Source organism: Streptomyces sp., from assembly GCF_019510245.1.
In the GTDB taxonomy this organism is placed as follows: Bacteria; Actinomycetota; Actinomycetes; order Streptomycetales; family Streptomycetaceae; genus Streptomyces.
In genome coordinates, this window is sequence record NZ_JAEKKT010000135.1 from 37,396 (window position 1) to 56,229 (window position 18,834).

An 18,834-nucleotide genomic window follows, 5' to 3' on the forward strand; every position below is an offset into this window, starting at 1 on the left:
CGTGGCCACCCTCACGACGCTCCCCACGACGAAGAGAAGACCCGGCCCCGGCAGCCGGCTGCGCCGGGCCGGCGCCAGGACGGCGGCCCTGCTGGGCGCCTTCGCGGTGGCGGCGACGCTGCTGCTGGGCGCCTCGGCCACGGCCCACGCCGACGGGGACGCCGACAAGAAGCAGAAGCTGGCCGCCGAGGACGCGGAGACCCAGGCCGCGCTGGTCGCCGACGAGGACCACCGCCTGAACCAGGTACGGGCGTTCACGTCGGTGGCGCCCCTGCAGAGCACCAAGTGGACCGTGCCGTACCGGCTGGACACCGACAACGGCTACACCCTGGTCCTCACCGAGCGCAGCAACGCCTACACCATCGCCGACCTGCTGAGACTCGCCCCGCAGACCTTCGTGCGGCGCAAGGACGGCTCGTATCTGCTGACCGAGAACATCTACCTGAACGTCGGCGCCAAGCTGAAGCTGTCCAACCCCGGCGGCCTCACCCTGCGGATGGCCAGCAACCGCACCGGCTTCGTCTCCATCGTCTCCTTCGGCGGCGAACTCACCCTCCAGGGCACCGCCCAGGCGCCGCTGACCATCACCAGCTGGGACCCGCAGGCCAACAAGGCCGACAGCGACGTCCGGGACGGCCGCGCCTACATCCGCACCATCGGCGGCCAGTTCGAGATGACGCACGCCAAACTCGCGAGCCTCGGGTTCTGGAGCGGCCGTACCGGAGGGCTCAGCCTCACCGGCACCGACCGGCCGAACACCGGCTCGCTGGAGGACACCGGCCAGGTGCACGGCAAGACCGCGCGCGAACGGGCCGACCGGCAGGGCGAGCAGGACGACCAGAGCACCGGCAGCGGTGACGTCACGGCCATGCCGTCGGGCGAACTGACCACTCCCGACGCCCGGTTCTCGACCGGCGGCCTCTCCTACGTCTCCGGGTCGATCACCCACTCGACCATCACCGGCAACGCCTTCGGGATCTTCATCTCCAGTGCGACGGGGATCGAGATCAGCGACACGACCGTGGCGAACAGCCTGGAGGACGGGGTGGTCATGCACCGGTTCGTCTCCAGCTCGCTCGTGCAGCGCACGGTCGCCAAGGACAACGGCGGCGACGGCTTCATCCTCTCCCGGGCCACCCAGCAGGTGCGGGTCAGCGGCTGCACCGCCGAGGGCAACGGCGGCAACGGCTACACGCTCAGCGGCAAGCCCCTCGCCGACGGCCCCTCCGCCTCCGGGCAGGCCGTCGACAGCTACGGCTCCAACTCGGTCGCCAACAGCGTGGCCAAGGACAACGGCCGCTACGGCGTCGAGGTGCTGGGCGGTTTCGACGTCGGCGTGCAGAACAACCGCATCGAGGGCGGTGACATGGGCATCGTGGCGCGCCTGGCGGCGGACAAGGTGTCCATCACCGGCAACCGGCTGACCGGCCAGAACCGGCAGGGCATCTCGGTCCGCGACGGCGTCACCGGCGCCACCGTCACCGGCAACATCATCGACGGGCCGCAGACCGGCGTGTACGTCCGCGACTCGGCCGCCGAGATACGCGGCAACACCGTCCAGGACGCCACCAACCACGGGGTCAGCCTGGTCGGCGGGGTGGACGGCACCACGGTCTCCTACAACGTGATCGGCGGGGTCGGCCCCAGCGCGCTGGACTCCATCCGCTCCCACGGCGGTGCCGACATCAAGGAGAACCAGACCTTCGCCTGGTACGACACCAGCTCCTTCTGGGTCAGGGTCAAGCACTACGCGAGCCCGATGACGCTGCTGTGGACGGGCATCCTGCTCCTCATCCTGTTCTCGGCCGCCATGGGCCGGCGCAGGCGCCGGGCGGGCGGGCGGGGCGCGGCCATCGTGCACCCGTACTCCGACAAGGCGCCGCTGCCCTCCCCGCCGCCGGACGAGATCGCCGTGGCAGGCCGCCGCCGGGAGCCGGTGATGAGCGAATGAGCGACGACACCCCCCACACGCCCGCACCAGGTGACGGCGGTCCGGACGACGGTGGTCCGGGCGGCAGCGGCCAGGGTGACGGCGGCTCCACGGCCGTCGGCGGCGGCTCCGCGACGGGCGAGTCCGTCGCGGAGCGGGCGCGCCGGATCTGGCTCGCCGGCGGGCCTCCGCTGTGGGTGGCCTCGGCCGCCCTGGTGATCTCGGTGGTGGCGCTGATCGTGGCGGGGGTCTCGGCAGGCGACGACCGGGCCGTCGTGTACGGCGCCGGCCCCACCGCCGGTCCCACCATCCCGGTCGCCGAGCCCACGGACGACGGGGACGACACCGGCGACCCCGGTGCCACGGCCTCCGGCCCGGCACCGGGCGACACGGCGGCCACCGACGGGTCGGCCACCCCCACCCCCACCGCGACCGGCTCGGCCGCGGCCGTGGCCTCAGGGCCGGTGAAGTGCCCGGCCGCCACCGTCACCGTCAGCGATGCCAAGTCCCTGAAGGACGCGCTGGACCGTGCCCGGCCCGGTGACGTCATCAAGATGGCGGACGGGGTCTACTCGGACCGCTTCACCGCCACCACCCCCGGTACGGCGGACCGGCCGATCTTCCTGTGCGGCGGCCCCGGCGCGGTGATCGACGCCGGCGACGTCGACGGCGGCTACGCCTTCCACCTGGACGGCGCCAGCCACTGGCGGCTGATCGGCTTCACCGTGCGCAACGGCCAGAAGGGGGTCATGGCCGACAAGGTCCAGGGCAGCGTCATCCAGGGCCTGACCGTCGAGAACATCGGCGACGAGGGCATCCACCTGCGCGACTTCAGTTCCGGCAACGTGGTGGAGGACAACACCGTCCGCGCCACGGGCAAGCGCAAGGAGCAGTTCGGCGAGGGCATCTACGTCGGGTCCGCCCAGTCCAACTGGTGCACCGTCACCGACTGCAAGCCCGACAAGAGCGACGACAACGTGATCCGCGGCAACCACGTCAGCGACACCACCGCGGAGTCCGTCGACATCAAGGAGGGCACCACCGGGGGCTCCCTCATCGGCAACACCTTCGACGGCGCCGCCCTCAGCGGGGGCCACAACGACTCCTGGGTCGACGTCAAGGGCAACGACTGGCTGATCAAGGGCAACGTCGGCAGCCACTCGCGTGAGGACGGCTTCCAGACCCACCAGATCCTCGACGGCTGGGGCACCGCAAACGTGTTCCAGGACAACACCGCGCAGGTGGACGGCCCCGGCTACGGCTTCCACTTCGCACCCGTCGAGAAGAACAAGGTCACCTGCGACAACAAGGTCACCGACGCGGCGAAGGGCCTCGCCAACGTCGCCTGCTCCTCCTGACGTGACGTGACCAACGGGGCCCGGCCCGCACCCGGGCCCCGTACGGCCGCGGCTCCCTCTCCTTCACCCACTCCACCCACGCGCGTCCTCGGCATGCGCGCTTTCGGCCCGGAAATCCCCTCGGAGGCATCATGGACACTCTTCCCGCCGCCACCCACGGCACCGTCGGCACCGACGCTCCCCGTCTCACGGTCATCGGCACCGGGTACCTGGGCGCCACGCACGCCGTGTGCATGGCGGCGCTCGGCTACGAGGTGCTCGGCGTCGACGTGGACCCCGGCAAGATCAAGCTGCTGAGAGCCGGGGAGGTACCGTTCTTCGAGCCAGGACTGCCCGAACTCCTGGCCAAGGCACAGGAATCCGGCCGGCTGCACTTCACGACCAGCCTCGCCGAGGCGGCGGAGTTCGGCGACATCCACTTCGTCTGCGTGGGCACCCCGCAGCAGCCCGGCTCCTACGCCGCGGACCTCACCTACGTGGAGGGCGCGGTGACCGAGCTGGCCCGGCACCTGAACCGCCGTGCCCTGGTGGTCGGGAAGTCGACGGTGCCGGTGGGCACCGCGGCCCGCCTCGCGGAGCTGGTCCGCACCACCGCCCCGGCGGGGGACGCCGTGGAGCTTGCGTGGAACCCCGAGTTCCTGCGGGAGGGCTTCGCCGTGGAGGACACCCTGCACCCCGACCGGCTGGTGTTCGGCACCGAGTCCGCGTGGGCGGAGCAGCAGCTGCGCGCCGCGTTCGCGCCCGTCATCGCCCAGGGCACCCCGGTGGTGGTCGCCGACCTGCCGACCGCCGAACTGGTCAAGGTCGCCGCCAACTCCTTCCTGGCCACGAAGATCTCGTACATCAACGCCATGGCGGAGGTCTGCGAGGCCACCGGTGCCGACGTGCACCGGCTGGCGGAGGCGCTGGCCTACGACGACCGGATCGGCGGCCGGTTCCTGAAGCCGGGTCTCGGTTTCGGCGGCGGCTGCCTGCCCAAGGACATCCGGGCCTTCATCCACCGTGCCGAGGAACTGGACGTCGCGCAGGCGGTCGCCTTCCTGCGCGAGGTGGACGCGATCAACCAGCGCCGCCGGGCCCGCACCGTCGACCTGGTCCGCGAGCTGGTCGGCGGGGATCTCGCCGGGACGAAGGTGGCCGCGCTCGGGGCGGCCTTCAAGCCCAACTCCGACGACATCCGGGACGCCCCGGCGCTGGACGTCGCCGCCTCCCTGCACCGGGCGGGCGCCCAGGTGACGGTCTACGACCCGGTGGCGATGGACAACGCCCGCCGCGTCCACCCCGAGCTGGCGTACGGGACCGACGCGCTGCAGGCCGCCACCGGCGCCGACGTCGTGGTCCTGCTCACCGAGTGGACGCAGTTCCGGGAGATCGACCCGGAGGCCATGGGCGCGGTGGTCAACCGCCGCCGGGTCGTGGACGGCCGGCACGCCCTCGACCCCGCCCAGTGGCGCGCGGCCGGCTGGGAGTACCGGGCGCTGGGCCGCAACTGACCACGGGCCCGGGCCGGTTCGGGCTCAGGCGAACTCGGCGAGGGCGCGCGCCACGATGGCCTCCAGCTGCTGGTGGTGCGCGCCCTTCCAGTACGCGCGGCCGCACTCCGCGCACTGCGCGAAGACGTCGTACGACTTCTGTGTCCCGCCCTTCAGCTGGTCCGCAACCTCGTCCTTGGTCGCCTCCCTGAGCAGGCCGTTGCAGGCGGTGCAGCGGGTCCAGGGGCGCAGATCCGGGGCGAACCGGTCGAGGACGTCGCGGAGCTGGTCGTCGGGGCCGGTGCTGTAGACGTAGCCGCCCGCCCAGATTTCGCGGCGGCGCAGCAGGCCCCGGTCGCGGCTCAGCAGCACCCGCTTCTCGGCCGCCGAGCGGGCGGCGAGGGCCGGGTCGCCGATGTCCGTCGACTCGTACGCGGTGTCCACGCCGAGGAGGCGCAGCCGGCGGGCGAGGGTGCCGAGGTGGACGTCGAGGAGGAAGCGGAGCGGGGCGCCGGGGACGCGCTGGGGGCGGGTGACCGGGCGTACGGCCACCCGCTCGCCGTGCGCCGGGATGTGGGCCACGGGGACCTCTCGGCCGTCCACCACCAGGGCGCCCACCTCGGTCAGGGGGACGCCCAGGGACTCGATGACGTGACCGAGGGTCGAGACGCCGTCGACGGTGAGGGGGTGGACGCCGACGCGGCGGGCGTGCGGGACGAACAGGGCCAGCTCGGGGGCGACTTCGACCTGGATCTGGGAAGCGTTCACCTGGTCAGGATGGCACGGGGGACGGCCGTGACCTCAGTGGTTTTCCGGGGGCAGGCCGTGCTCGATGACGTCCAGGGCGCGGTCGACGAGGGCCTCGAAGTCGCCCTCGTGCTGGTTCTCCGCCCAGTACATCGAGACCTCCATCAGCCCGCCGACGAAGGACATCGCGTAGACCCGGACCTCCAGGCTGTCGGGGTCACGGCCGCTGCGCTCCCCGATGGCCTGGCAGAGCAGGCGGCCGGTGGACGACATGCTCTCCATCATCCGGGAGCGCACCGAGGGGACCTCGACCATCAGCCGGGTGCGCAGCCGGGAGACCACCGGATCGTCCTTGACGCCCAGCCGGATCGCCCGGTGCATCACGTGGCGGAGGGACACCGGCCACGGCTCGTCCGCGGGCCGCGCCCGGAGCTCCTCCAGGATGACCAGGTCGTACTCGTCCGTGAGGACGATGTCCTCCTTGGTCGGGAAGTACCGGAAGACCGTCGACGGCGACACCTCGGCCCGCTCCGCGATCTGCTCGATCGTCGTGGCGTCCCAGCCCTGCACCTCGACCAGCGCGTACGTGGCGGTGCGGATCGCCTCGCGGGTCTTGATCTTCTTGCGTTCCCGCAGGCCGGGCCGGGGGGAGGTGTGCGGTGCCGTCATGCCGGTCATTGTCCGGCATCTGCGGTGGCCGGAGCCACGTCAGGGGACTCGTTCCCTTCGGCTCGGCGGGCGAGGGGGGTGTTCGGCAGGAACGCGGCGGCCAGCAGGGCGGTGACGAGTGCGCCGATGCCGCACACCAGCAGGACCAGGCCCATGCCGTGGACGTACGACGCGTTCGCGGAGGCGACGAGGCGGGTGGAGCCCGTCTTCGCGGCGACCAGGTGGGCGGCGACCACCGACTCGCCGGCGGTGTGGCCGAGCGGGGCGGGCAGCCCGGTGACGTCGAGGCGGTCGCGGAAGGCACCGGCCAGCAGGCTGCCGAGCAGGGCGATGCCGATCGCGCCGCCGACCTGGCGCATCGTCATCAGCAGCCCGGAGCCGCTGCCGGCCCGGTCCGCCGGCAGGGCGCCGAGGGCGCCGTCCATGGAGGGGACCACCGAGAAGCCGAAGCCGAGGCCGGCGACGGACAGCCACAGCGCGGTGAAGCCGTAGCCGTCGCTCACCGAGGTACGGCTGCCGAGCAGGGCCGCGAAGGCGAGCACCACCAGGCCCGCGGCGACCACGGCGCGGGCGCCGAAGCGGGCGACGACCGGCTGGGCGGCCCGTGCGGCGACGATGAGGCCGCCCATCATGGGCAGCAGGCGCAGGCCGGTGCCGAAGGCGTCGTTGCCGAGGACCGTCTGGAGGTAGGGCGGCAGCACGAACATCAGGCCGGACAGCACGAACATCACCAGGGTCGCGGCGAGGGTGTTGAGCAGGAACCCGCGGTGGCTGAGGAGCTCCATGTCGAGCATCGGGCGCTCGGCCCGGCGTTCGCGCAGCACCAGAGCGGTGACGAGGACGACGGCGACGGCGAACAGGGCGACCGCTGGGGGTCCCCCCACGCCTTTCGGGCTGTGGGGGAGGGTCGCCCAGCCCCGGTCGGGGGCCTCGATGATCGCGTAGACCAGGGCGCCGAGGCCGATCGCGGTGAGCGCGGTGGAGAGGGCGTCGACTTTGGGGGAGGCGGGGTCGCTGGTCTCGGGGAGCAGGAAGACGCAGGCGGCGACGCCGATGGCGGCCATGGGCACGTTGATCAGGAAGACCGAGCCCCACCAGAAGTGGTTGAGCAGGAAGCCGCCGATGATCGGGCCGAGCGGGAGGCCGAGCGCCGAGGCGGCCGAGACGATGCCGACGGCGCGGGTGCGCTCGGCGGGCCCGAACAGCGAGGGCAGCACGGACATGGCGAGCGGCATCACCAGCGCGGCGCCGACGCCCATGGCGGCGCGGGCGGCGATCACCCAGTTCACGTCGCCGGCCAGCGAGCCCATCACCGAGCCCGCCAGGAAGACCAGCAGGCCCACGACGAGCATCCGGCGGCGGCCGAAGCGGTCGCCGAGGAGTCCGGCGGGGAGCATCAGCGACGCGAAGACGACGACGTACGCGTCCGCCATCCACTGCTGCTGGCTGGTGGTGGCGCCGAGTTCCCCGGCCATCGTCGGGAGCGCCACGTTGAGGATCGTCGTGTCGAAGCCGAGCACCAGCATGCTCGCGACCAGGGCGCCGAGGGCCCACCACCGGCGGGGGTTCTGGTGCCCCTCTTCAAGAGGAGTGACAGTAGCCATGAAATGAAAGTAACTCTCAAAATCTAGGGACTGTCAATGGCGAGTCGATGTCGTAACGTGGGCTGCGGGCACGAAAAAGTGGCCACGGCTCGGGAGCCGTGGCCACTTCGAGGAGCGGCGGTGGGGCTATGCGTGCTGGTAGGCCACCAGGGAGATGCCGACGTAGTGCACGACGAACGCGGCCAGCGTGAAGGAGTGGAACACCTCGTGGAACCCGAAGTACCGGGGTGACGGGTTCGGGCGCTTGATGCCGTAGATCACGCCGCCGGCGCTGTACAGCAGGCCGCCGACGATCACCAGGACCAGGACCGAGACGCCGCCGGTGCGCATGAAGTCGGGCAGGTAGAAGACCGCCGCCCAGCCCATCGCTATGTAGCAGGGCGTGTACAGCCAGCGCGGCGCGCCGACCCAGAAGACCCGGAAGGCGATGCCGGCGGCCGCCGCGGCCCAGATGCCCCACAGCAGCCACTGGCCCTTGGCGGCGGGGAGGAGCAGCAGGGTCAGCGGGGTGTACGTGCCCGCGATGATCAGGAAGATGTTGGCGTGGTCGAGTCTGCGCAGGATGCCGTCCATGCGCGGGCTCCAGTTGCCCCGGTGGTACAGCGCGCTCACGCCGAACAGCAGGCACGCCGTCAGGGCGTAGATCCCGCAGGCGACGCGGCCGCGCGGGGAGTCGGCGAGGGCGGTGAGGACGAGACCCGCCACGAGTACGGCCGGGAACATGCCCAGGTGCAGCCATCCGCGCAGCTTGGGCTTGACCTGTTGCGACAGGGAGGAGAGCGCAGCGGGACCGCGGCCGGCGGCCGGCGGTTCCGTGGGCGCGTCGGGGACGGACGCAGTCATGAAGAGCATCGTACCTACGGAACCGTAAGTTACGGATCAGTCTCGCTCGATGGCCGTCACGGAGTGGCCATCGTCTCACGGAGCCTCGGTTGCGCTCACATCGGTGAACAAAAAGACCTTGAGGCGAACTCAATATGGACGCAAAGAAACGCAGGTGGGCGCAGAAACCGTGGCCTTCCTCACGTCGCTCATCTGTGACTCCCTCTGGACAGATGGGTGATCGGGTCGGAGGATCAAATGAGTGCAGTCGGCACCGGATGAGCGGCTACGAAGCATCCGGGTCGCGGCCCCCACGGGGCAACAAGGCCTGAAACAGGGCCACAAGATCAAAAATCCCTCATTTAGGAGCAATCGTGGCGCGCGACATCGCGGCTCCCCCCGTCATCCCCACCAAACATCAGGAACTGATCTCGTGGGTCAACGAGATCGCCGAACTGACGCAGCCGGACAGCGTGGTCTGGTGTGACGGATCCGAGGCCGAGTACGAGCGACTGTGCGAAGAGCTCGTGGCGAAGGGCACCTTCAAGAAGCTCGACCCGATCAAGCGCCCCCACTCCTACTACGCGGCCTCCGACCCGACCGACGTCGCCCGGGTCGAGGACCGCACGTTCATCTGCTCCGAGCGGGAGCAGGACGCCGGCCCGACCAACCACTGGAAGGACCCCGCCGAGATGCGGGAGATCTTCTCGGGCGAGAAGGGCCTGTTCCGCGGCTCGATGAAGGGCCGGACGATGTACGTCGTCCCGTTCTGCATGGGCCCCCTCGGCTCGCCGCTGTCCGCCCTCGGCGTGGAGATCACGGACTCGGCGTACGTCGCCGTCTCCATGCGCACGATGACGCGCATGGGCCAGGCCGTCCTCGACGAGCTGGGCGAAGACGGCTTCTTCGTCAAGGCCGTCCACACCCTCGGCGCCCCGCTGGAGCCGGGCCAGGCCGACGTCCCCTGGCCGTGCAACCAGACCAAGTACATCTCGCACTTCCCCGAGTCGCGCGAGATCTGGTCCTACGGTTCCGGCTACGGCGGCAACGCCCTGCTCGGCAAGAAGTGCTACGCCCTGCGCATCGCCTCCGTCATGGCGCGCGACGAGGGCTGGCTCGCCGAGCACATGCTGATCCTCAAGCTCACGCCCCCGCAGGGCGAGTCGAAGTACGTCGCCGCAGCCTTCCCGAGCGCCTGCGGCAAGACGAACCTCGCCATGCTGGAGCCCACCGTCTCCGGCTGGACCGTCGAGACGATCGGCGACGACATCGCCTGGATGCGGTTCGGCGAGGACGGCCGCCTCTACGCGATCAACCCGGAGGCCGGCTTCTTCGGCGTCGCGCCCGGCACCGGTGAGCACACCAACGCCAACGCGATGAAGACGCTGTGGGGCAACGCGGTCTTCACCAACGTCGCGCTGACGGACGACGACGACATCTGGTGGGAGGGCATGACGGAGGAACTCCCGGCCCACCTCACCGACTGGAAGGGCAACGACTGGACGCCGGGCTCCGAGACCCCGGCCGCCCACCCCAACGCCCGCTTCACCGTCCCCGCCGCCCAGTGCCCGATCATCGCGCCGGAGTGGGAGGACCCCCGGGGCGTGCCGATCTCGGCGATCCTCTTCGGCGGCCGCCGCGCCACCGCCGTACCGCTGGTGACCGAGTCCTTCGACTGGAACCACGGCGTCTTCCTCGGCGCCAACGTGGCCTCCGAGAAGACCGCCGCGGCCGAGGGCAAGGTCGGCGAGCTGCGCCGCGACCCGTTCGCGATGCTGCCGTTCTGCGGCTACAACATGGGCGACTACATGGCCCACTGGATCGACGTGGCCAAGGACAAGGACCAGGCCAAGCTGCCGAAGATCTACTACGTCAACTGGTTCCGCAAGAACGACGAGGGCAAGTTCGTCTGGCCCGGCTTCGGCGAGAACTCCCGCGTCCTGAAGTGGATCGTGGAGCGCCTGGACGGCAAGGCGGAGGGTGTGGAGACGCCGATCGGCGTGCTGCCGACGCGCGACGCCCTCGACACCGACGGGCTCGACCTCGACGACAGCGACCTCGACTTCCTGCTGACCGTCGACAAGGAGGTCTGGCGGGAGGAGGCGGCACTCGTCCCCGACCACCTCAACACCTTCGGCGAGCACACGCCGAAGGAGCTGTGGGCCGAGTACCGGGCGCTCGTGGAGCGACTGGGATAAGCCGCCCTCCGTAAGGACTCCGCGGCCGGTTTGGATGTGCCCTGACCAGCGATCGTCACGACCGGCCGCGGTGTGAACCGGCGAGGCCGCGCACAACGGCGTGTGCGGCTCCCAGGCCTGCCGTCGTCCGCATCCGTCCGCCCCGACGGACGCGGCGACGGCAGGCCTTCGCCTGTGCGGGTGGGCCCGCGGTCGCCCGCCGGGGTGATTTCCTGCGGCCGGTGAGCGCAAGACGGCTCGTGGCGAGCCGACCTGTGGACCGGCGTCGCAACGCTGTCGCCCGTGTTCACACCTCGGGTTCGATCGTTCACACCTGGTGCTCGATCGCGCACGGCCCGGGCCGGAACCGTGGCAGCGCCCCCTGCTGGCGCTGCTCCTGGCCCTGCCCGGTACCGCGGTCGCCGCCCCCGGCGACCTGGACACCGCCTTCGCCGGCGACGGCACGGTCCTAACCGACTTCGGCGGCGACGACTCCGCCGCCGACGTGGCGGTGCAGTCCGACGGCCGGATCGTCGCCGCCGGCCAGGGCGGACCGGACTGAGTTTCTTCAGTTGCCGCGTTCTTCCAAGTAGCGCGTATGTGTCTCCTGGCGTCTGGCCTCTGTGTCCCTCAGGGCCGTCGCCAAGTGCTCCGCCTCCTCCTTGAGGATCGTGAGCTGGCGTTCCAAGTGGCGTTCCGGGGGCTCCTGGCCCGGTGTCAGGCGTGTCCACCACCTTGTGCGTACGAAGCTGTCGACCGCCTCCGGGATGTCCTGCCGTACGGTCCGTGAGAGGACGTGGACGCCCTCCGGGTCCTGGGCCAGCAGTTCGGCGGGCCGGCCGGGGTCCAGCAACGCGGTGAGCAGGTCGGTCAGTTCGGTGAGCCGGGTCTCCGTGGCGGCCGGCAGCCCGACCTCCGCCAGGTAGGTCTCCAGTCTGCGGAAGTCGGCCCGCACCTCCGCCAGCTGGGCGGAGGGCGTCGGGAAGTCCGGCAGCGGGGGGCGCTCCGGCGGGGCGATCAGCGCGCCCGCGCCGTACAGGCCGGCCACCACCACCGGCCAGTACGGGCCGGCCACGCCCGTGAACGTCAGGACCAGACCGAGCAGGCCGCCCGCCGAACCGGTGAGGTTCTTGCGGGACTCCAGGTAGGCGAGGGCCTTATTGGTAGCCACGGATCTCCTCGAAGGCGCCGTCCAGGGAGCCCTGCCGGCCGTCGAAGAGACGGCCGCCGGTCAGGGCGGCGATGTGCTGGAGTTCGGCACGGGAGGAGTCGCCGAAGAGGATGGGGAAGACGGGGATCTGCTGCCGGTCGGCGGAGAGCTGGTTGTAGAAGTCGTCGAAGTCACCGACCTTGGCGCCCGTGGTGTTCTCGCCGTCGGTCATCAGCACGATCGACGTGAAGGTATCCGCGGAGGGGTTCAGCTGGGCGTAGGCCTTCTCCAGGGAGGTGTAGATCGCCGTGTTGCCGTCGGCGTGCAGGGCGTCGGTGTCCTTGCGGATCGCGGCGAGGTCGGCCTTGTCGGCGACCACGTGGGTGCTGACGCTCTTCACGTCCGAGCCGAACGGCATCAGGGTGACCTCCTCGCGGTGGCGGAAGTCGCCGGTGAGGCCGGTGAGGGCCGCCTTCAGGCGGGAGAGGCGGTCGCCCTCCATGGAGCCCGAGGTGTCCAGGACGTAGACCGTGCGGGAGGGCCGGCGCAGGTCGTTCTCGTAGGCCGAGATGAGCCCGTCGGCCACCGACCTGGTGCCGGGGAAGGGGAGTTCGCGGCGGCGGCCGGTGTCCAGGCCGGCGGCCGGGGCCACGGAGGCCACGACCGGGCGGCGGTGGGTGGTGTCCGTGATGAGCTTCTGCACGGCCGCCGTCCGCAGGTCCTCCGTCACCCTGCGGACGTCCTCACGGGTGGCGGAGGAGGTCGAGGCCAGGGAGGAGAACGGGTAGTCGGCGGTGACCACGCCGTCCTTCGGACGGATCACGGTGAGACCGGAGATGCCCTGGAGCACCGACTCGTAGTTGAGCAGGGCGTCGACGTTGCCGCGCCGCCGGTAGGCCGAGGCCAGCCAGCCGGAGGAGCCCGAGGTCAGGGTCTGGCCCTTGAAGAACTTCCTCAGCCGGGGAGTCGCCCTGGTGACGTCGTCGTCCGTGAGCGCCGACTGGGCCCCGGAGAGCGCGGAGGCCACCGAGACCAGCGTGGCGAAGCCGGAGTTGGAACGGGCCGGGTCCGTCATGCCGTACGTCAGCCGGCCCGCTTCCACGGCCTGCTCGACCTGGGACCAGGTGACGTCGGCCGGTTTCCAGCCCAGCGACCGGACGGTGGCCGTCTTCACGCCGATCGCGACCGGGCTGGACATGATCGACGTCTCGGAGACGACCTTCCTCGCCGCCTCCGGGCGCAGCCGCAGGTAGTCGTCGGAGGACAGCCAGAGCGCGTCGTACCTGCCGTCCGCCTTCCCCCTGGCCAGCAGGTCGATGGCGTCCAGGGTGCCCATGTAGGTGGGCCGGACGGTGACCCCGGTGTCCTTGCGGACCCGGTCGAAGACGGCGGTCATGTCGCTGAGTTCGGAGGAGGCGAGGACCCGCAGGGTGCCGGGCTTCGGGGCCGTGGAGTCGTCGCCGTGGTCCTCGGAGGTGCAGCCGGAGAGGACGACGGCCGCCGTCGCGAGGAGGGCGAGGAGCGGGCGTCTGCTCATGCGAGGCCACCCTCCAGCGCGCTCTTCGAGCGGCTGCGCTCCAGGTAGGCGCTCGCCTGGTGGAGTTCGTCCGTGAGGGACTGCACGGTGTTCGCCATCGCCTCGGTCGCCTGGACCTTGTACGTGTCGATGGCGTCGAGGGTCCGGTAGATCTGCTGGAACGCGGCGCGCAGCGTCTCGGCGCCCACAGCCGGGTCGGCGGCGATGCGCTGGATCTCCCCGCTCTGGGTCGCGAGCATCTCGGCGTTGCCCCGGATCAGGTCCTCGGTCGTCCCGCGCAACGCGTTGACCTGCTCGATCACCTTCTTCTGGTTGTCCAGCGCGGAGGCCAGCATGACCGAGATCCGCAGCGCGGAGACGGTGGTGGTGGCGGCGCGCTCGACGCCCTTGATCAGCTCGTCGTTGTTGCGCCGTACGACGTCCATCGCGAGGTAGCCCTGTGCGGACACCGCGAGCTGGGTGAGCAGGTCCTGGTGCTTCTGCCGGACCGGGAAGAGCACGTCCGCCCGTACCGCGTCGGCCTCCTGGGGGTCCGTGAGCCGGACGACGTGCTGCTCGACGGCGGTGTCCAGGGCCTGGGTGAGGACGACGTACTCCTGGAGCTTGCCCATGGTCTCCCAGAGCCGCACCCGCTCCGTCTGCAACGCCGCGTTGTCCCGCCGCAGTTCGTCCTGGCCGCCGCGCAGCGACCCCACGATCTTGTTCAACGTCCCCTGCGCCGAGGCGTACTTGGCGACGTGGTCGCGGAGCCTGTTGCCGCCGGGCAGCCGGGAGAGGAACTTGCGGCCCTTGCCCGCGGGCAGGTCGCGCGGGTCCAGGTCCTCGACGACCCTGCGCAGTTCGACCAGCGAGCCGGCCACCTTGGCCTGGGCGTCACCGCCCTTGTCGGGCAGGCTGCGGACGGCACGCTCCAGCATGCGGTTGGACTGCGAGGCGGCGGTGCGCATCTCGCCGGCGCCGAGGCCGGTGATCTCGCCGACCTTGCTCGCGAACTCCGGCGAGCGGGCGTCCAGGGCGGCGAGGTCCCGGACGTAGTCGGAGGCCTTGCGCGCCATGTCCGTACGGACGCCGTCGTCGACGGGCACCAGCCCGCCGGCCTTCTCCCGCGGCACGGGCGCGACCGCCTCGGGCGGGGTCAGTGTGAAGACGTCCTCGCCGCTCAGCGTGGGCGGGTGCTCGCCGCTGCTCGGCCTCATCTTGTCGAAGTTGCTCACAGGGTCCCCCGGGTCAGCCGCGCGCCCGGCGGGCCATCTCGTGCAGCACCGCGGAGGTGGGCACGGGCGCCTGCCGGACGCCGGTCAGTGTCTGGTTGAGGTAGGCGGCGCGGTCGGCGGTGTCCCTGACGAACTCGGCGGAGTCGCCCTGGGGCCGGAAGCCGTGCTTGACGGCGAGCCTGCGCAGGGTGGGGTCGGTGCTGAGGAGTTCGCCGAGCTGCCGGCCGGCGTCGTCCAGCGGCACGATGGTGTGGTCGCTGTTGACCGTGGTGTCCGGGTAGAGGACGACGAGGTCGCCGGCGTCGTGCTGCTCCGCGAGCAGCGACACCACCTGCGACTCGTACAGGCACACCAGCGGGTTGCCGGCGCCGCTGATGAAGTCCCTGAACACCGAGTCGCTGCTGGGCTGCTGCGCCCCCTGCACGCTGACCAGCTGGTGCAGCAGCGGCGCGGTCCTCGCGACGTCGCCGTCGCTCGCCACGACCCTTCCCCCGTTGGCGACATAGGAGGCGGCGGCGAGGTACAGCGCGCCGGAGTTGGAGGTCTCCGGGTCGGTACTGGTGATGAACAGCGTCCCGGTCAGCTCCCCGTGGGCCTTCGCCCCCTTGAGCTGCTGCCAGGTCCGGTCGTGCCGGGCGGCGTCCAGGTAGGCGGCCATCCTCAGGGTCCCCTTGCCCTTGCCGTCGAGTACGGCGAGCCCGTTGGCGGCCAGCACCTGGGCCGCGCTGCGGTGGGCGACCACGACGAGGGGCGAGTAGAAGGGGCGGGGGAGGGGCTGCCGGGCGTGGTACTTCTCGGCCAGCGTGTCGGCCGGGGCCGAGCTGGACGGGAAGGCGAAGTCGTAGCCCTTCAGGTCCAGATCCTCCATGGCCCAGGATCCGGACGCCTCCGTCTTCACGGTGTAGCCCTTGGCGGCGAGGGCTTTCACCACATCGGGATCGGCGAAGAAGTCCGACTTCTCCGAACCGATCACACCGCGCACGGTCTTCGTTGCCGTGCCCTTGTCATCCCCTTGCCGGCCTGCGACGACGGCAGCCACCACGCCACCGATCAGCAGCACCGCGAGGACGATTCCCGCGATACGTCTCACGTGGGGGAGAGTGCTCCCGGAATCCCTCAGTCCTGGGTGGAACGGGTGAACGAGGGGTGAAGGGGGCGCCCCGGAACGAAACCGGAGCGCCGAAGTCCGCCGGGCGCCGTCAGGAGTGTCCTGTGGCAACCCGGTCCGCGCGTCGCTGCGGGAGCGCGCGGACCGGGGCCGTTCGGGGGTGGGTCAGCCGGCCGTGGTGAGTTCCGTGGCCGCCGCGTGGGCGTCCATGCGTTCCGCCGCGAGGATCGCGGCCGCGGTGTCCGCGCGGGACGCCGCGACCAGCAGGGCGCGGCCGGCGACGGCATGCGCGCGCTCGTGGAGCGCGGCCGGCTCCCGGGCCGCCGCCATGGATGCGCGGACCGGCGTACGCCCGCCCCGCAGCCGGGCCACCTGCTCGGCCAGCCGGGTCGCGGCGGCGTCGAGGTCGGTGGACGGCGTGAGTGCGCGCAGCTCGTCGGTGACGGCGAGCAGCGCGGCGAGGTGTCCGGCGAGCTGGATGTCCAGCTCCTCCTCGCGCGTCCGGTGGGGGAAGTCGGAAGAGGGGCCGGCCATCGTGCTGTGGACCGACTTGGTGCGGATCGGCTCGTACATGGGAGATGGCCTCCTGTGCTCTGACAGGAAGCCATCCTAGCTTAGATTTCGTCTAAAGTTGACCCGGGTCACGGAGGGTGGTCCGGCGGGTGCCTAGGGCTGCCCGTACCCGTCCAGGAACCGGCCGATCCGGGTGATCGCGTCCCGCAGATCGCCGACCGTCGGCAGGGTCACCACCCGGAAGTGGTCCGGCTCCGGCCAGTTGAAGCCGGTGCCCTGGACGACCATGATCTTCTCCTGCCGCAGCAGGTCGAGGACCATCTGCCGGTCGTCCTTGATCTTGAAGACCTGGGGGTCGAGGCGCGGGAAGAGGTACAGCGCGCCCTTGGGGCGGACGCAGCTCACGCCCGGGATCTGGGTGAGCAGGTCGTAGGCGAGGTCCACCTGCTCCTTCAGCCGCCCGCCCGGCAGTACGAGGTCGTTGATCGTCTGGCGTCCGCTGAGCGCGGCCACGACCCCGTGCTGACCGGGCATGTTCGCGCACAGCCGCATGTTCGCGAGGATCGTGAGGCCCTCGATGTAGGACTCGGCGTGCGCCCGGGGCCCGGAGACGGACATCCAGCCGACCCGGTAGCCGGCCACCCGGTACGCCTTGGACATGCCGTTGAAGGTGAGTGTGAGGAGATCCGGCGCGATGGCGGCGGTCGGGGTGTGCGTGGTGCCGTCGTAGAGGATCTTGTCGTAGATCTCGTCCGAGCAGACGAGCAGGTTGTGGCGCCGGGCGATGTCGGTCAGCCCGCGCAGCATCGCCTCGTCGTACACCGCGCCCGTCGGGTTGTTCGGGTTGATGATGACGATCGCCTTGGTGCGGTCGGTGACCTTGCGCTCGACGTCGGCGAGGTCGGGCATCCAGTCCGACTGCTCGTCGCAGCGGTAGTGCACGGCCGTGCCGCCGGACAGGGAGACGGCCGCGGTCCACAGCGGGTAGTCGGGGGCCGGGACCAGGACCTCGTCGCCGTCGTCCAGGAGGGCCTGCATCGCCATCACGATCAGCTCGGAGACGCCGTTGCCGATGAAGACGTGCTCGACGTCGGTCTCGATGCCGATGGTCTGGTTGTGCATGACGACCGCCCGCCGGGCCGCCAGCAGGCCCTTCGCGTCGCCGTAGCCGTGCGCCGAGGAGACGTTCCGGAGGATGTCCTCCAGGATCTCCGGGGGGCACTCGAAGCCGAAGGCGGCCGGGTTGCCGGTGTTGAGCTTGAGGATGCGGTGTCCTGCCGCCTCGAGCCGCATCGCCTCCTCCAGAACCGGACCCCGGATCTCGTAACAGACATTGGCGAGCTTCGTCGACTGGATCACCTGCATGCCGTGAGCTTACGGCGCGGTAACGCCCGCCGACCCGTGTTTTCCACCACTTGAGATGCAGGTGGGGGACGTCCGGGGGGCAGCCGGAGCCCGGGCGGGGCTCGGCGGTTTGGCCTGTTATCGCCGGTAGCTGTCTCAAAGGCCCCTCCCCTCCCTACAATCCGCGTCCATGCCGAGACCTGCCGAGGACGAGACCGGGGCGCCCAGCGTCTACCGACCCGAGGGTGAACCGGCCCCTGCCTACGAGGGGTACCGGGACCCGGCGGCCGCGCACGGCTGGCTCAACGCCTACGACGAGACGCGCGAGCTGCCGACGATCGCGCCCGCCGCGCCCGCCGCGCCCGCCGCGCCGGACGTGCCGGGCGCACCGGGTCCGGGCCGGGCGGAACGGCGACGGCAGGCGCGCGGGGCGCGCGGCCGGCGCGGCACGTACGTCGTCGCCGCGGCGGGAGCGGTGGGCGCCGCGTCCGTACTCGCGCTGATCACCGGCCTCCCCTTCTCCTCTTCCTCCTCGTCGCCGGCCGACGGCACACCGGCCGGCCAGAACCGCACGAAGCACACGACGGACGACTCGCCGGCCGCGGCGGCGCCCGAGCAGAGCCAGCGCACCGCGTCCGCCGCCCCGCCGACATCGGCCGCGCCGGCCGCCGCGCCTGCCACGACCGCCCCGCCGGCCCGGTCCGCCGCGTCCGCGAGTGTCGCCCCCGACGCCTCGCCGAGCGCCACCGCGACCCGCGGGGCGAGCACCGCGCCGTCGTCGACCGCCACGACCGGCACCCCCGCGCCGACTCCGACGGGCGGCGGCCACGGTTGGGGGCACGGGAGGGGTGGCGGCGGCAGATCCCATTAGGGAAGGCTCCGGGCCCGGACGCTGCCCAAGTCCTCGCCCAAATAGGTAAGTTGGCCCCTTCGGCGGAAGGGGCCGCATGGAGTTCTCGCTGCTCGACGACGAACCCGCCGGCGGATCGGACGGGGATCTGCCCGGCGCCGGACGGGCTGCCCGGCGGCCGGCGAAGCTGCTGCACGACTCCCGGTCGGCCACCCCGCTGACACTCGCCGTGGACGCAGGCAGCCGGGGCGGGCGGGCGGCGCTGCGCACACCCTCGGCGCCGAGTGGGTGGAGGCGGCCCCGCACCGGCCCCGGCGGATGCCCGTCGAGGCGGACGAC

At 71.4% G+C, this 18,834-nt stretch carries 16 protein-coding genes; 6 read left to right on the top strand and 10 right to left on the bottom strand.

Features of this window, described 5'->3' with window-relative positions; translation table 11 throughout:
• The first annotated feature begins 1 nt into the window (after position 1).
• The 3 genes from JF597_RS20280 (at position 2) to JF597_RS20290 (ending at position 4,781) form a co-directional block, all read left to right on the top strand.
• The gene (locus tag JF597_RS20280; RefSeq protein WP_293996602.1) at positions 2–1,951 is read left to right on the top strand and encodes a right-handed parallel beta-helix repeat-containing protein; all 1,950 of its coding nucleotides are present in this window, start codon (positions 2–4) and stop codon (positions 1,949–1,951) included.
• The gene (locus JF597_RS20285) at positions 1,948–3,288 is read left to right on the top strand and encodes a right-handed parallel beta-helix repeat-containing protein (RefSeq protein WP_293996604.1); all 1,341 of its coding nucleotides are present in this window, start codon (positions 1,948–1,950) and stop codon (positions 3,286–3,288) included. Before JF597_RS20280 ends, JF597_RS20285 begins: the two co-directional genes overlap by 4 nt.
• 131 nt (positions 3,289–3,419) lie before the next feature.
• A complete protein-coding gene (locus JF597_RS20290) occupies positions 3,420–4,781 on the top strand; it encodes a UDP-glucose/GDP-mannose dehydrogenase family protein (protein WP_293996606.1) in 1,362 nt (453 codons plus the stop codon).
• A 24-nt stretch (positions 4,782–4,805) separates the two neighbouring features.
• On the opposite strand, the gene JF597_RS20295 is transcribed toward JF597_RS20290, so the two are convergent.
• The 4 genes from JF597_RS20295 to JF597_RS20310 all read right to left on the bottom strand — a co-directional run bounded on the left by JF597_RS20295 (position 4,806) and on the right by JF597_RS20310 (position 8,623).
• On the bottom strand, positions 4,806–5,528 hold the full coding sequence (locus tag JF597_RS20295) for a Mut7-C RNAse domain-containing protein (protein WP_293996609.1): 723 nt from the start codon (positions 5,526–5,528) through the stop codon (positions 4,806–4,808).
• 33 nt (positions 5,529–5,561) lie between these two features.
• Entirely contained in the window at positions 5,562–6,176 is a 615-nt protein-coding gene (locus tag JF597_RS20300; RefSeq protein ID WP_293996611.1) for a TetR family transcriptional regulator, read from the bottom strand.
• A 5-nt stretch (positions 6,177–6,181) separates the two neighbouring features.
• A complete protein-coding gene (locus JF597_RS20305) occupies positions 6,182–7,780 on the bottom strand; it encodes an MFS transporter (protein ID WP_293996613.1) in 1,599 nt (532 codons plus the stop codon).
• 126 nt (positions 7,781–7,906) lie between these two features.
• Complete coding sequence (locus JF597_RS20310; protein ID WP_293996615.1) at positions 7,907–8,623, bottom strand: hemolysin III family protein; 717 nt, start codon at positions 8,621–8,623, stop codon at positions 7,907–7,909.
• Positions 8,624–8,976: 353 nt separating this feature from the next.
• On the opposite strand from JF597_RS20310, the gene JF597_RS20315 reads away from it, so the two are divergent.
• Positions 8,977–10,800, top strand: coding sequence for a phosphoenolpyruvate carboxykinase (GTP) (locus JF597_RS20315; protein ID WP_293996617.1), 1,824 nt, complete (start codon positions 8,977–8,979; stop codon positions 10,798–10,800).
• A 316-nt stretch (positions 10,801–11,116) separates the two neighbouring features.
• Positions 11,117–11,341: a hypothetical protein gene (locus tag JF597_RS20320; RefSeq protein ID WP_293996619.1), complete on the top strand. Its 225-nt coding sequence runs from the start codon at positions 11,117–11,119 to the stop codon at positions 11,339–11,341.
• Positions 11,342–11,347: 6 nt separating this feature from the next.
• Here JF597_RS20320 and JF597_RS20325 read toward each other — a convergent pair whose 3' ends face one another.
• The 6 genes from JF597_RS20325 to JF597_RS20350 all read right to left on the bottom strand — a co-directional run bounded on the left by JF597_RS20325 (position 11,348) and on the right by JF597_RS20350 (position 17,666).
• Positions 11,348–11,950: a hypothetical protein gene (locus JF597_RS20325; RefSeq protein WP_293996621.1), complete on the bottom strand. Its 603-nt coding sequence runs from the start codon at positions 11,948–11,950 to the stop codon at positions 11,348–11,350.
• Positions 11,937–13,466 carry a substrate-binding domain-containing protein gene (locus JF597_RS20330; protein ID WP_293996623.1) on the bottom strand — a complete coding sequence of 510 codons (1,530 nt, stop codon included), beginning with the start codon at positions 13,464–13,466 and terminating at the stop codon, positions 11,937–11,939. The genes JF597_RS20325 and JF597_RS20330 overlap by 14 nt, the downstream gene beginning before the upstream one ends.
• On the bottom strand, positions 13,463–14,662 hold the full coding sequence (locus JF597_RS20335; protein WP_293996625.1) for a toxic anion resistance protein: 1,200 nt from the start codon (positions 14,660–14,662) through the stop codon (positions 13,463–13,465). Before JF597_RS20335 ends, JF597_RS20330 begins: the two co-directional genes overlap by 4 nt.
• Positions 14,663–14,693: 31 nt before the next feature.
• On the bottom strand, positions 14,694–15,770 hold the full coding sequence (locus JF597_RS20340; protein WP_293996627.1) for a substrate-binding domain-containing protein: 1,077 nt from the start codon (positions 15,768–15,770) through the stop codon (positions 14,694–14,696).
• Between the two features lie 183 nt (positions 15,771–15,953).
• On the bottom strand, positions 15,954–16,361 hold the full coding sequence (locus JF597_RS20345; RefSeq protein WP_293996629.1) for a hypothetical protein: 408 nt from the start codon (positions 16,359–16,361) through the stop codon (positions 15,954–15,956).
• A gap of 93 nt (positions 16,362–16,454) precedes the next feature.
• A complete protein-coding gene (locus tag JF597_RS20350) occupies positions 16,455–17,666 on the bottom strand; it encodes a pyridoxal phosphate-dependent aminotransferase (protein WP_293996631.1) in 1,212 nt (403 codons plus the stop codon).
• 169 nt (positions 17,667–17,835) lie between these two features.
• Here JF597_RS20350 and JF597_RS20355 point away from each other — a divergent pair, with 169 nt between their 5' ends.
• The gene (locus tag JF597_RS20355) at positions 17,836–18,516 is read left to right on the top strand and encodes a hypothetical protein (protein ID WP_293996633.1); all 681 of its coding nucleotides are present in this window, start codon (positions 17,836–17,838) and stop codon (positions 18,514–18,516) included.
• Positions 18,517–18,834 lie beyond the last annotated feature (318 nt).

Bases quoted from the DNA above. Each gene is read 5' to 3' on its own strand.
- JF597_RS20355 (WP_293996633.1), top strand. From the start codon at position 17,836: ATGCCGAGACCTGCCGAGGACGAGACCGGGGCGCCCAGCGTCTACCGA.
- JF597_RS20310 (WP_293996615.1), bottom strand. From the start codon at position 8,623: ATGACTGCGTCCGTCCCCGACGCGCCCACGGAACCGCCGGCCGCCGGC.
- JF597_RS20305 (WP_293996613.1), bottom strand. From the start codon at position 7,780: ATGGCTACTGTCACTCCTCTTGAAGAGGGGCACCAGAACCCCCGCCGG.
- JF597_RS20350 (WP_293996631.1), bottom strand. From the start codon at position 17,666: ATGCAGGTGATCCAGTCGACGAAGCTCGCCAATGTCTGTTACGAGATC.
- JF597_RS20285 (WP_293996604.1), top strand. From the start codon at position 1,948: ATGAGCGACGACACCCCCCACACGCCCGCACCAGGTGACGGCGGTCCG.
- JF597_RS20330 (WP_293996623.1), bottom strand. From the start codon at position 13,466: ATGAGCAGACGCCCGCTCCTCGCCCTCCTCGCGACGGCGGCCGTCGTC.
- JF597_RS20345 (WP_293996629.1), bottom strand. From the start codon at position 16,361: ATGTACGAGCCGATCCGCACCAAGTCGGTCCACAGCACGATGGCCGGC.
- JF597_RS20300 (WP_293996611.1), bottom strand. From the start codon at position 6,176: ATGACGGCACCGCACACCTCCCCCCGGCCCGGCCTGCGGGAACGCAAG.
- JF597_RS20290 (WP_293996606.1), top strand. From the start codon at position 3,420: ATGGACACTCTTCCCGCCGCCACCCACGGCACCGTCGGCACCGACGCT.
- JF597_RS20335 (WP_293996625.1), bottom strand. From the start codon at position 14,662: ATGAGGCCGAGCAGCGGCGAGCACCCGCCCACGCTGAGCGGCGAGGAC.